This is a genomic window from Streptomyces sp. NPDC008139 (genome assembly GCF_042957025.1).
Classification (GTDB): domain Bacteria; phylum Actinomycetota; class Actinomycetes; order Streptomycetales; family Streptomycetaceae; genus Actinacidiphila.
The window spans coordinates 823,482-836,089 of record NZ_JBIBHM010000001.1 but is presented as its reverse complement, the minus strand read 5'-3'; the positions used below and the strand labels follow the sequence as shown (position 1 = coordinate 836,089).

Here is a 12,608-nt window from a genome sequence, read left to right as displayed (position 1 = left end):
GCGCGTCTACGTGTCGCGCGCCGCCTGCTCCACCAGCGGGATGATCCGCAGCGGGACCGGGTTCTCCATGACGATGGCCGTGGCGGCCCGGACAATCCCATCAAAGCCGACAACCCGGTCGATCACCCGCTGGAGATCGGCGTTGGAACGCGCCACCAGACGGCAGAGCATGTCGCCCTGACCGGTCGTGGTGTGCAGCTCCAGCACCTCCGGCACGGTGGTCAAGTGCGCCCGTACGTCGACCCCTTGACCCTGCTTGATCTCCAGCGTGGCGAACGCCGTCACCGGATAGCCGAGCGCCGCCGGGTCCACCTGCGGGCCGAAACCGCGGATCACCCCATTGGCCCTCAGCCGGTCGAGCCGCGCCTGCACCGTGCCGCGCGCCACCCCCAGCCGCCGGGACGCCTCCAGCACGCCGATCCGCGGCTCCCGGTCCAGCAGCGTGATCAGCCGCCCGTCCAGCGCGTCGATCCCCATGCCCCGCCGCCTTCCGTGGTCATGCTGCACAGATTGACCCGTCGATCCTCGCCTCCACTGTGCAGACTGTCCACTGGAATCCGGAACTATTGCGCACCCTGACAAGCGGCGGGAGGCTTTTGTCATGACTGAGACCCAGGATGCTTTCCCGGTAAAGGGCATGGACGCCGTCGTCTTCGCCGTGGGCAACGCCAAACAGGCCGCGCACTACTACTCCACCGCTTTCGGCATGCGCCGCGTCGCCTACTCGGGACCCGAGAACGGCAGCCGCGAGACCGCCTCCTACGTCCTGGAGTCGGGCGGCGCGCGCTTCGTGTTCACCTCCGTCATCAAGCCCGCCACCGACCACGGCCGCTTCCTGGCCGACCACGTCGCCGCCCACGGCGACGGCGTCGTCGACCTCGCCCTGGAGGTCCCGGACGCGCGCGCCGCGTACGCGTACGCCGTCGAGCACGGCGCCACCGGCCTCACCGAGCCGTACGAGCTGAAGGACGACCACGGCACCGTCGTGCTCGCCGCCATCGCCACGTACGGCCAGACCCGGCACACCCTGGTCGACCGCACCGGCTACGACGGCCCCTACATGCCGGGCTTCGTCGCCGCGGAGCCGGTGGTCGAGCCCCCGGCGCGGCGCTTCTTCCAGGCCATCGACCACTGCGTCGGCAATGTCGAACTCGGCCGGATGAACGAGTGGGTGGCCTTCTACAACCGGGTCATGGGCTTCACCAACATGAAGGAATTCGTCGGCGACGACATCGCCACCGAGTACTCGGCGCTGATGTCCAAGGTCGTGGCCGACGGCACCCTCAAGGTGAAGTTCCCGCTCAACGAGCCGGCCGTCGCCAAGAAGAAGTCCCAGATCGACGAGTACCTGGAGTTCTACGGCGGCCCCGGCGTCCAGCACATCGCGCTGGCCACCAACGACATCGTCGCCTCCGTACGCGCCATGCGCGCCGCCGGTGTCGAATTCCTCGACACCCCCGACTCCTACTACGACACCCTCGGCGAATGGGCGGGCGAGACCCGCGTCCCCGTCGAGACACTGCGCGAACTCAAGCTCCTCGTGGACCGCGACGAGGACGGCTACCTGCTCCAGATCTTCACCAAGCCGGTCCAGGACCGCCCGACCGTCTTCTTCGAGATGATCGAGCGCCACGGCTCCATGGGCTTCGGCAAGGGCAACTTCAAGGCCCTGTTCGAGGCGATCGAGCGGGAGCAGGAGCTGCGCGGCAACCTCTGATCTCACCCTGTGGTCTCGCGGGGTCCCGCCCTTGAGGGCGGGGCCCCGGCCTGTCAGGGTGAACACATGCACGATGAACTGATCACCGCACTGCGCGGCGGCCTGCCGCCGGAGGCGGTACTGACCGACCCCGACGTCGTCGCGGCGTACTCCCAGGACATGGCGAGCTTCTCCGCCGTCGGCACCCCGGCGGCGGTCGTGCTGGCCCGCAGCACCGAGGACGTGCAGCACGTCATGCGGACCGCGACCGCGCACCGGGCGCCGGTCGTACCGCAGGGGGCGCGGACCGGGCTGTCCGGCGGCGCCAACGCGATGGACGGCTGCATCGTGCTCTCGCTGGTGAAGATGGACCGCATCCTGGAGATCGACACGGTCGACCGGATCGCCGTGGTCGAACCGGGCGTCGTCAACGCCGTGCTGTCCAGGGCGGTCGGCGAGCACGGCCTGTCCTACCCGCCGGACCCGTCGAGCTGGGAACAGTGCACGATCGGCGGCAACATCGGCACCGGCGCGGGCGGCCTGTGCTGCGTGAAGTACGGGGTGACGGCCGAGTACGTCCTCGGCCTCGAGGTGGTGCTGGCCGACGGGCGGCTGCTGACCACCGGGCGGCGCACCGCCAAGGGCGTGGCGGGATACGACCTCACGCGGCTCTTCGTCGGCTCCGAGGGCACCCTCGGCATCGTCGTGAAGGCGGTCCTCGCGCTGCGGCCCGCGCCGCCGCGCCAGCTCGCCATGGTCGCCGAATTCCCGTCGGCCGCCGCGGCCTGCGCCGCCGTCTGCTCGATCATGGAGAGCGGCCATGTGCCGTCGCTGCTGGAGCTGATGGACGGCACGACCATCCGCGCGGTCAACGCGATGGCGAACATGGGCCTGCCCGAGACCACCGAGGCCATGCTGCTCGCCGCCTTCGACACCGCGGACCCGGCCGCCGACCTCGCCGCGGTCGGCGAGCTGTGCACGGCGGCGGGCGCCACCGACGTGGTGCCCGCGGAGGACAGCGCCGAGTCCGAGATGCTGCTCCAGGCGCGCCGACTGTCGCTGACGGCGCTGGAGACGATCTCGACGGCCATGATGATCGACGACGTGTGCGTACCGCGCGCGAAGCTCGGCGAGATGCTGGACGGCGTCGCGGACATCTCGGCCAAGTTCGGCCTGACGATCGGGGTGTGCGCGCACGCGGGCGACGGCAACACCCACCCCGTGGTCTGCTTCGATGCGCACGACCCCGACGAGGCCCTGCGGGCCCGCGAGTCCTTCGACGAGATCATGGCGCTCGGTCTCGCGCTCGGCGGCACCATCACCGGCGAGCACGGCGTCGGCCTGCTCAAGAAGGACTGGCTGGCCCGCGAACTCGGCCCCACCGGCGTCGAGTTGCAGCGCGGCGTGAAGGCCGTCTTCGACCCGCTCGGGCTGCTGAATCCGGGCAAGCTGTTCTGAGGGCCGCGCCGGGCGTGCCCGGCCCTCACGCCCCCGCGTCCGGCGTCTCGTCCTTCCCCGACCACGGATCACTCAGCCACAGCTCGTCCCGCGTGGTCGGGGCGAGCAACCGGCTGAGACCGTCGTCCATGCCGAGCTGCTCGTGCTCGGTGCCCGGCGGCACCACCCGCAGCGTCCGCTCCAGCCAGGCCGCGACCGGGGACGAGGGCGCCTCCAGCAGCGCGTTGCCGTCGGGGGAGCTGAGGGCCAGACAGATCACGCTGCGGCCGTTGACCTTCGTCGGCCAGATCCGTACGTCACCGTGACCGCACGGCCTGAACACCCCCTCCACGATCAGCTCGCGGGCGAAGGTCCAGTTCACGGGGGCGTCGGAGCCCACGTGGAAAGTGATGTGCACGGCAAAGGGATCATCCGTGCGATAGGCCAGCCTGGCGGGTACGGGGATGCTCCGCTCCGGCGACAGCACTAGCTGCATTTCCAGTTCGCGTTCCACCACGGTGTGCATCGACTCGACATCCTTTCCTCGGCGCGGCAGCCCCATTTCGCGTTCCGCGTGTTCCGCGGTGTCTTCGGTGACGCGCAGCGGGTGCTGCGCCGGGGCCTGCACCAGGAGAGAGCGCGTACCACTCCAACCATTACGCGGGTTCGCGGGATTCGGTTCAAATTTCCCGAAGCACGGGCACGAGGGGGCGCGTACGGGTAAAGACAAGTACGCCCTCCGAAGCCGGGCGGCGCGGGGAACGGCGGTCACGCCGGGCCCGCGCGTCTGGTAGATGTGGACGTCACAAACCCCCCAGACCGAGCAGATACGGATTCCGTGAACCATGAGCGCACCCACTTCTGGCTCCTCCGGTTCCTCCTCCGCGTCCCCGGCCCCGGGCTACTACCCTGACCCCTCGGTCCCGAACTACATCCGCTACTGGAACGGCTCCACCTGGGTGCCGGGTACGAGTCGGCCCGCGCCCGCCGCGGGTGAGGCGCCGGTTCCGTCCCCGTCCCCTTCTTCTTCCCCTCCGCCCGCCCCGGCGATGGACGAGTCCGGGCCAATGTTCCTCGACGAGGACCCGGGGGCGCCGCACTCCGACTTCGGTACGTCGGCGCCGGCCCCGGCGTCCGCCCCGGAACCCGCTCCGGCCTGGCCCCGGCCCGCCGGGCAGGCGCCCGGCGCCGAGCCACCGCGGATCTCCTGGGGCGCCGCGGGCACGGCCGCCGCGCCGGGCGTGCCCGCCCAGCAGTCGCGGCCCGCCGCCGAGCGGCCCCAGCCGCAGACACCGCCCCACCAGCCGCAGGCCCAGCCTCAACCGCACGCCCAGGCCCAGGCCCAGCCTCAACCGCACGCCCAGCCGCGGCCGCAGGCCACCCCCAAGCCGGAGCCGCAGGCCCAGCCGCAGCCGCAGGCCGCGCCCTGGGCGCAGCAGGTGCACCATCTGGCCCGGCAGTCGGCGGGGGAGCAGGAGCGGCCCGCGGGCGAGGAGCGCCCGGCGCCGTGGCGGCCCCCGGCCGGTGACCCGTTCCTGAGCATGATCTCGGCGCAGGGGCGGCCGGGCGCGCTGGTGCGGCGGTTCGCGGCGCGCGTGGTCGACACGGTGCTGTTCTGCGCGGTGACCGCCGCCGCTGCCGTACCGCTGGGCACGGCCGCGTACCACCACATCCACACGAAGGTGGACGACGCGAAGCAGAGCGGCGAGACCGTCAAGGTGTGGCTGATCGACGGCACGACGGGCCTTGAGCTGGCCGTGGTGCTGCTGGTGGCGGTCCTGGCGGGCCTGCTGCTCGAAGTGCTGCCGACCGTCAAGTGGGGGTGCACGCTGGGCAAGAAGCTGGTGGGCCTGCGCGTGCTGGACGTCGAGGCGCAGATCCCGCCGACCTTCGGCCCGAGCCTTCGCCGCTGGCTGACCCACACCGTGCTGGACGTCCTGGTCGTCGGCGTCATCGGCCTCGCCTGGTGCCTCTTCGACCGCCCGTGGCGCCAGTGCTGGCACGACAAGGCCGCGCGGACGTTCGTGGCGGCCGACTGAGCCCGCCTGCGGGGCCGCGCCGTACGTCCGGGTCGGCGCCCTTCGGCCGGGACGGCGCCGTACTCCGAACGGAGTCCGCAGCGGGCGGGCGGCCGGTGTCCGGGTTTGACTCGGGACATGAGTACCGATCAGCCAGCGCCCGGTTCCCCCCAGGACCCCTTCGCCAAGCCGCCAGGCGACCAGGCCGGCGGCCCGTACAACGGCGCCCAGGGCACCCCGCCGCCGGGCAATCCGTACGGCGGCGACCCGTACGGCGGCGGTCCCGCCACTCCCGGCGGCCCCGACAACCCCTACGGCGGCGGTCCCGGCGGCCCGGCGAATCCGTACGGCGGCGGGGGTCCCGGCGGCCCGGGAAACCCGTACGGCGGCGGTCCCGGCGGGCCCGGTGACCCCAACAACCCCTACGGCGGCGCCCCGCAGGACCCGCTGGCCGGGATGCCGCCGCTGGCGGACGGCGGCAAGCGCGTGCTGGCCCGCGTCATCGACGTGATCATCGTGCTGATCCCGGCCGGTCTGCTGGACTGGGCGGCGGGGGGCACCGACAACCTCAGCAGCGGCAAGTCGGCGGTCGGCGGCGCCTTCTTCGCGGTGCTCGGTTTCCTCTACGAGTGGTTCATGACCCGGTCCACCGGCCAGACGGTGGGCAAGAAGCTGATGAAGCTGCGCGTCGCGATGCTGGAGAACGGCAGCGTGCCCACCTCCGCGGCGGCGGGGCTGCGCGCCCTCGTGCTGTGGCTGCCCGCTTTCTGCTGCAGCTGCGTCTGGTTCGTGATCATCGGCATCACGGTGCTGTTCGACAAGCCGTACAAGCAGGGGCTCCATGACAAGGCCGCCAAGACGGTGGTCGTCCAGACCGCCTGACGGGCCGGCGGCCGGGCGGAAAGGCGTCGCACACGCCCTGTACCGCCACCCGGATGGCTGATTGACTGAGCGTCATGAGTGCAGACCAGCCGTCCGGGATGGCCCCGCTCGCCTCCCTCGGCCAGCGGTTCCTGGCCCGGGTCGTCGACACCGTGATCCTGATCGTCCTCGACGTGGTGCTCAGCGCGGCGGTATTCGGCGGTGATCTGTCCCATCCGGGTGACGCGGGCCGCAGCAAGGAGATCCTCGCGGGGGCGGCGACCTTCATCGCGTACTTCCTCTACGAGGGCGCCATGACGGCCGCCCGCGGGCAGACCCTCGGCAAGATGCTGCTGCGGATACGCGCGGCCCGCCTGGAGGACGGCGCGGTCCCCGGCGGCGTCGGCTGGACGCGGGCCGCGGTCTACGCGCTGCCCGGCGTGCTCGTCACGATCCTGATCGGCCCGCTCTTCTGGCTGCTCAACTCCCTGTGGTGCACCTGGGACAAGCCGTTCCGGCAGTGCCTGCACGACAAGGCGGCCAGGACCGTGGTCGTGGCCGCCGTCTGACGCGGAGAAGCGGTGGAGCGGTGGCGCCGTGAAGTGCCGAAGTGCCTTCAGTGGTGACATGCGGTGCGGGTCTTCCGCGCGGGTCCGCGCCGGGCTTCAGCGTCGTAGTGACACCTCGCTGACCCGCGACGACTCGCGTACGCCGCGACCGCCGGCCGCCCGTGGGAGCGGGCGCTGTGCGGGGGACGGTTGGGCGCCGGACTCGGCGGGGGGAACGGTGGAACCGGTGGAGGCGCTGGGCCGGGCCTGGGCGGACCGCACCCGGGCGACAAAGGGCAGGGTGCCGGTCACCGCGACGAGCAGGCCCAGGATCAGTCCCGCCGCGCAAATGACGGCGACTCCCACGCCGGACCGTGCGTCCGACAGCAGGAGCATCGCGAAGGTGGACAGGACAACGGTCAGGGAACCGTAGGCGAGTTGCGCGGTCGTAGGACGTGGCATTGGGGGAATCCGTCCTCGGTAGCGGGCTGGCTCTACGCTTCGGCATGCCCGGCCCGAACATGGGGTAAGCGTGACCTAACCCACGGTGCGGAGCACGAGGGGGCGCACAGGGTCGCAAGCGTGTCAGGCATCTCATCCTGCGGACGGCGGAGCCCGTCAACGCACGGACGGCGGCGGCCGGTTGGCGTGACCTGTGGGTCCGCTGAGCGGTGCCGGGAAACCGGTAAACGTACTGGCCTGCCATGCTCAAGTCAAGATCTGTTTTTTCTCCCGTCACTCCGATGCAATGGCCTTTCCCAAGGGGAGGTCAAAAATCTTGAAAACGCAGCGGAGGATCACCAAACCCGCCGCCCTGGCCCTCGCGATAGCCGTGTTGGGCGTCACCGCGGTCACCACCGCGGGGGCGTACGCGGCTCCCGCCGAGAAGGGGCAGCCCGCACCCGTGGCCAGCCACGATCCGGCGGAGAACCAGGCCCACGATCTGCCGGGCCCGTTCAGCGAGAAGCAGTCGGCCGAGCGCACGGCCGCACTTCAGCAGGTCGTGAACGGCGACGCGACCGTGCAGCAGCGCGGCGGCTCGAAGGTCGTCCAACTCGGCTCCGGCAAGGGCAAGAAGAGCAAGTACGTCGAGCTGGGCCGCGAGCAGACCGACAAGATCTTCACGATTCTTGTCGAGTTCGGCGACCAGGTCGACAACACCACGACGTACGACCCGGACGGCCCCGACGGCCCGCAGCCGCCGGTCGTGAAGTACGGCGGCGACCCGGGCCCCGCGCACAACACCATCGCCAAGCCGGACCCGAAGAACGACAACAGCACGGCCTGGCAGGCGGATTACAACCAGCAGCACTTCAACGACCTCTACTTCTCGCACGACGCGAAGAAGGAGTCGCTGGCGAAGTACTACGAGAAGCAGTCCTCGGGCCGCTACTCGGTGGAGGGCGAGGTCTCCGCCTGGGTCAAGGTGCCCTGGAACGAGGCCCGTTACGGCTCCAACTACTGCGGCGCCAGCACCTGCTCCAGCGCCTGGGACCTGATCCGCGACGCCACCACCGCGTACGTCGCCGACCAGAAGGCCCAGGGCCGCACCGACGCGCAGATCAAGGCGGACCTGGCCCAGTACGACCAGTGGGACCGCTACGACTACGACGGCGACGGCAACTTCAACGAGCCCGACGGCTACATCGACCACTTCCAGATCGTGCACGCGGGCGAGGACGAGTCCGCGGGCGGCGGCGCCCAGGGCACGGACGCGCTGTGGGCGCACCGCTGGTACGCCTACGGCACCGACGCGGGGCGCACGGGCCCGGCCGACAACAAGGCCGGCGGCACCCAGATCGGCAACACCGGCGTCTGGATCGGTGACTACACCCTCCAGCCGGAGAACGGCGGACTCGGCGTCTTCGCGCACGAGTACGGCCACGACCTCGGCCTGCCCGACGAGTACGACACCACGTACGTCGGCGAGTCCAGCGTCGGCTTCTGGTCGCTGATGTCCTCCGGTTCCTGGATGGGCACCGGCAAGGACTCGATCGGCGACCTCCCGGACGACATGAGCGCCTGGGACAAGCTCCAGCTCGGCTGGCTCAACTACGGTACGGCCAAGGCCGCTTCGCGCTCGACGACCAAGCTGGGCGTCGCCGAGTACAACACCAAGGACAAGCAGGCGCTGATCGTCTCGCTGCCCGACAAGGCGGTCACCACCGCCATCACCGCGCCCGCCGAGGGCAGCAAGCAGTGGTGGAGCGGCAGCGGCGACAACCTGTCCAACACCCTGACCCGCTCGGTCGATCTGACCGGCAAGTCCTCGGCGTCGCTCGCCCTCAAGGGCTGGTGGGACATCGAGGAGGGGTACGACTACCTCTACACCGAGGCGTCCGCCGACGGCGGGGCCACCTGGACCGCGCTGGACGGCACCGCCAACGGCAGGTCCATCCCGCGCGACGGCGGCGGCACCCCGGCGCTGACCGGCACCAACGGCGCGTACCAGGACCTGTCCTTCCCGCTGGACGCCTACGCGGGCAAGCAGATCCAGCTCCGCTTCCGCTACCTGACCGACGGCGGCGTGGCCCAGCAGGGCTTCGCGGCCGACGCGATCTCGGTCACCGCGGACGGCGCGACCGTCTTCACCGACGGCGCCGAGACGGACGACAACGGCTGGACCGCCAAGGGCTTCTCCCGGATCGGGGCGTCGTTCACCAACGACTACCCGCAGTACTACATCGCGGAGAACCGGCAGTACGTCTCGTACGACAAGACGCTGAAGACCGGCCCGTACAACTTCGGCTGGACGAGCACCCGGCCGGACTGGGTCGAGCACTACCCGTACCAGAACGGTCTGCTGGTCTGGCTGTGGGACACCTCGCAGTCCGACAACAACGTCGGCATCCACCCCGGCTCTGGCCAGATCCTGCCGATCGACGCCCACGCCAAGGCGGAGAAGTGGTCGGACGGCAGCGTGATGCGCAACCGCATCCAGGCGTACGACTCGCCGTTCAGTTGGTTCCCGACCGACGGCTTCACCGTGCACACCAACGGTGTCGCCGCCAAGGTCAAGGCGAAGCTCGGCAACCCGGTCTTCGACGACCACTACGGCTCCTACTGGGACGCCGCGAACCCGACCGGCGGGGTGAAGGTGCAGGACACCAACACCCGGATCACCATCGTCGGTGAGGCGCTCGACGGCAGCACGATGACCCTCCAGGTCGGGCCGGCACACCGCTGATCACCGGGACGATCACCGATCACCGGGCTGATCACCGGGACGGTCACCGCACGAAGATCGTCCTGATCGGGTCGCACCCGCTGTGACCTGCTGTTTCATCCGGGTTCATCCCGCGTTCGGCCGTCGTCCTCTGGTGGGCGGCGGCCGAACGGCTGATGATGTGACCATGGCGGTCGGCGGATTCACCAAGCTCCCGGGCGGCACGGTCGTCGTCGCACTCGGCCTGCCGCATCCGGCGTGCCCCGAACGCACGGTACGGGTCGTGGTGCACGCCCAGAACCGGCAGCGCGCCCTCACCCGGCTCAGCAACCTCGGCTTCCGCGGCGCCCGGCTCACCGGCAACGCCGAGCCGCCCACGCCCGACGAGGTCACCGCGGTCCTGCACCACCCGGACGGCCTGGTCTGGCGCGAATACCGCGGCGCGGGGGACGTCGGCGACAGCACCGAGCTGTGGCACCCGATCTCGGCGCTGAACCGTACTCCGCGCTAGGGCCTGTCCGGCGGATCACGAACGGCCCCTTCGACCCCTGGCACGCACGCCCGCCGCGTTGCCGAAATACCCGAATAGCTCCGCTGTGAGGCCATCCCGGCGCCTTGCGCTCGCACGCGCCGGGCGCCGCCTGGACCGCCCATGATCCGCCGGACAGGCCCTAGCCGGAGACCACCGGGGCGCCGGTCAGCTCCACGCCCGCCTCGCGCAGCTCCACCAGCGCCCGGTCGGTCGTCGTGGGCGCCACGCCCGCGGTCAGCGAGAGCAGCACGCGGGTGGTGAAGCCGTCGCGTACGGAGTCCAGCGCGGTCGCCCGCACGCAGTGGTCGGTGGCGATGCCCACCACGTCCACCTCCGTGACGCCGCGCTCGCGCAGCCAGCCGGTCAGCGCCGCGCCGTTCTCGTCCAGGCCCTCGAAGCCGCTGTACGCCGCCGCGTACGCCCCCTTGTCGAAGACCGCGTCCACCGCGCCGGAGGCGACCGCGGGCGCGAAGTTCGGGTGGAACCCCGCGCCCTCCGTGCCCGCGACGCAGTGCACCGGCCACGACGTCACGAAGTCCGGCCGGTCCGAGAAGTGCGAGCCCGGGTCGATGTGGTGGTCCCTGGTGGCCACGACGTGCCGGTAGCTGCCCGCCGACTCCCCGATCAGGTCCGTGATCGCCGCGGCCACGTCGGCCCCGCCGGTCACCGCGAGGCTGCCGCCCTCGCAGAAGTCGTTCTGCACGTCGACGACGATCAATGCGCGGTGCATTTTGCCCTTCCGGCGGAAAGTGTGGAAACGGTCCCGAGCCTAGGGGTGCGTTCCCCCCAACGTAAGACGTTGCCCTCCCCGCTGCGCGGGGAACCGCGCGCTCAGCCGTCGACGGGCCGCACGTCACCGTCGGCCCCGGAGGGGCAATTCGGTTGTCTCGCGGCCACCGGGCCGGTGGTGGGCCGCTCGCGCAGTTGCTCGCGCCCCTGACGGGGCGCCCCTGCGGCGGTCACATCAGTTCGGTGGGGAGGACGGGCTCGCCGCGGGAGAGCTGGGTCGCGGAGAGGGGCAGCCCCGCGCGAGCGGTGATGTGGCGGGCGCGGGCGGAGTCGAGGGGCTCGCGGCCGATGACCTCGCCGTGGCGGACGAGGGGGACGAGGAGCTGGCGGTCGGCGAGCTCGGCCGGCACGGCCCCGGTGCCGACCACCTCGGCGGCGGCGACGCCGTCCTCGTCGAGCCGCCGGGCGGCCCACTTGCGGCCGCCGACGCTCGTCTTGCCGCCGAGGGACTTCTTGGCGACGGAGACCAGCGGCTCGTCGGGGTCGTCGGAGGTGGCGCGGGCCACGAGCTTGTAGACCATCGAGCAGGTGGGGTGCCCGCTGCCGGTGACCAGGGAGGTGCCGACCCCGTAGGCGTCCACGGGCGCGGCGGCCATCGAGGCGATGGCGTACTCGTCCAGATCGGAGGTCACGATGATCTTCGTGTCCTTGGCGCCGAGGTCGTCGAGCTGCTGGCGCACCCGGTAGGCGAGCAGCAGCAGGTCGCCGGAGTCGATCCGGACCGCTCCCAGCTCGGGCCCGGCGATCTCCACGGCGGTGCGCACGGCGCTGGTGAGGTCGTATGTGTCCACCAGCAGCGTCGTGCCGCGGCCGAGCGCGTCCACCTGGGCGGTGAACGCGTCGCGCTCGGTGTCGTGCAGCAGCGTGAAGGCGTGCGCGCTGGTGCCGATGGTCGGGATGCCGTACCGGAAACCGGCGGCGAGGTTGGAGGAGGAGCCGAAACCGCCGATGTACGCGGCCCGCGAGGCGGCCACCGCGGCCAGCTCGTGGGCGCGCCTGGCGCCCATCTCCATCAGCGGACGGCCGCCCGCGGCCACCGCCATCCGGGAGGCCGCCGCGGCGATCGCCGAGTCGTGGTTGAGGATCGACAGGATGACCGTCTCCAGCAGCACGGCCTCGGCGAAGGTGCCCTCGACGCGCAGGATCGGCGAGCCGGGGAAGTACACCTCGCCCTCCGGGTATCCCCAGATGTCGCCGGTGAAGCGGTAGCCCGCCAGCCAGTCGAGGGTCGCGGAGTCCACCACGCCCTCGCGCTCCAGGAATTCCAGCACGGGTTCGTCGAAGCGGAAGTTCTCCACCGCGTCGAGGACCCGGCCGGTGCCGGCGACCACTCCGTAGCGGCGCCCCTCGGGCAGCCTGCGGGTGAACGCCTCGAAGACCGAGCGGCGCTGCGCGGCGCCGCTGCGCAGGGCGGCCCGCAGCATCGTCAGCTCGTACCGGTCGGTGAACAGGGCGGTGGACGGCACGTCCACCGGCAGTCCCAGGTCTGCTGTGCTCATGGCGAGGATGCTACCCCCAATACTCGTCAGAGTGACGATTTCTCGGGGCAAGTGTGCGGTGC

At 71.2% G+C, this 12,608-nt stretch carries 12 protein-coding genes; 7 read left to right on the top strand and 5 right to left on the bottom strand.

Annotated features, from left to right (window positions below):
- Positions 1–6: 6 nt before the first annotated feature.
- The gene (locus ACFZBB_RS03550) at positions 7–477 is read right to left on the bottom strand and encodes an Lrp/AsnC ligand binding domain-containing protein (RefSeq protein WP_391117318.1); all 471 of its coding nucleotides are present in this window, start codon (positions 475–477) and stop codon (positions 7–9) included.
- A gap of 124 nt (positions 478–601) precedes the next feature.
- On the opposite strand from ACFZBB_RS03550, the gene hppD reads away from it, so the two are divergent.
- Positions 602–1,717: a 4-hydroxyphenylpyruvate dioxygenase gene (gene hppD, locus ACFZBB_RS03545; protein ID WP_355343054.1), complete on the top strand. Its 1,116-nt coding sequence runs from the start codon at positions 602–604 to the stop codon at positions 1,715–1,717.
- Between the two features lie 66 nt (positions 1,718–1,783).
- The gene (locus tag ACFZBB_RS03540) at positions 1,784–3,154 is read left to right on the top strand and encodes an FAD-linked oxidase C-terminal domain-containing protein (protein ID WP_391117316.1); all 1,371 of its coding nucleotides are present in this window, start codon (positions 1,784–1,786) and stop codon (positions 3,152–3,154) included.
- 25 nt (positions 3,155–3,179) lie between these two features.
- On the opposite strand, the gene ACFZBB_RS03535 is transcribed toward ACFZBB_RS03540, so the two are convergent.
- Positions 3,180–3,659 (bottom strand): SsgA family sporulation/cell division regulator, encoded by a 480-nt coding sequence (locus ACFZBB_RS03535; RefSeq protein ID WP_355343286.1) that lies wholly within the window; start codon positions 3,657–3,659, stop codon positions 3,180–3,182.
- A gap of 319 nt (positions 3,660–3,978) precedes the next feature.
- Here ACFZBB_RS03535 and ACFZBB_RS03530 point away from each other — a divergent pair, with 319 nt between their 5' ends.
- The 3 genes from ACFZBB_RS03530 (at position 3,979) to ACFZBB_RS03520 (ending at position 6,581) form a co-directional block, all read left to right on the top strand.
- Positions 3,979–5,172: an RDD family protein gene (locus ACFZBB_RS03530; RefSeq protein ID WP_391117314.1), complete on the top strand. Its 1,194-nt coding sequence runs from the start codon at positions 3,979–3,981 to the stop codon at positions 5,170–5,172.
- 117 nt (positions 5,173–5,289) lie between these two features.
- Positions 5,290–6,033, top strand: coding sequence for an RDD family protein (locus ACFZBB_RS03525; RefSeq protein ID WP_391117312.1), 744 nt, complete (start codon positions 5,290–5,292; stop codon positions 6,031–6,033).
- 74 nt (positions 6,034–6,107) lie between these two features.
- The gene (locus tag ACFZBB_RS03520; protein ID WP_391117309.1) at positions 6,108–6,581 is read left to right on the top strand and encodes an RDD family protein; all 474 of its coding nucleotides are present in this window, start codon (positions 6,108–6,110) and stop codon (positions 6,579–6,581) included.
- A 96-nt stretch (positions 6,582–6,677) separates the two neighbouring features.
- Here ACFZBB_RS03520 and ACFZBB_RS03515 read toward each other — a convergent pair whose 3' ends face one another.
- The gene (locus ACFZBB_RS03515) at positions 6,678–7,022 is read right to left on the bottom strand and encodes a hypothetical protein (protein ID WP_391117307.1); all 345 of its coding nucleotides are present in this window, start codon (positions 7,020–7,022) and stop codon (positions 6,678–6,680) included.
- Positions 7,023–7,338: 316 nt separating this feature from the next.
- On the opposite strand from ACFZBB_RS03515, the gene ACFZBB_RS03510 reads away from it, so the two are divergent.
- Both ACFZBB_RS03510 and ACFZBB_RS03505 read left to right on the top strand, forming a co-directional pair.
- A complete protein-coding gene (locus ACFZBB_RS03510; protein WP_391117305.1) occupies positions 7,339–9,747 on the top strand; it encodes an immune inhibitor A domain-containing protein in 2,409 nt (802 codons plus the stop codon).
- Positions 9,748–9,913: 166 nt separating this feature from the next.
- The gene (locus ACFZBB_RS03505) at positions 9,914–10,237 is read left to right on the top strand and encodes a hypothetical protein (RefSeq protein WP_391117303.1); all 324 of its coding nucleotides are present in this window, start codon (positions 9,914–9,916) and stop codon (positions 10,235–10,237) included.
- A 160-nt stretch (positions 10,238–10,397) separates the two neighbouring features.
- On the opposite strand, the gene ACFZBB_RS03500 is transcribed toward ACFZBB_RS03505, so the two are convergent.
- Positions 10,398–10,988 (bottom strand): isochorismatase family protein, encoded by a 591-nt coding sequence (locus ACFZBB_RS03500; RefSeq protein WP_391117300.1) that lies wholly within the window; start codon positions 10,986–10,988, stop codon positions 10,398–10,400.
- Between the two features lie 229 nt (positions 10,989–11,217).
- Positions 11,218–12,546, bottom strand: coding sequence for a nicotinate phosphoribosyltransferase (locus ACFZBB_RS03495; RefSeq protein ID WP_391117298.1), 1,329 nt, complete (start codon positions 12,544–12,546; stop codon positions 11,218–11,220).
- Between the last annotated feature and the right edge of the window lie 62 nt (positions 12,547–12,608).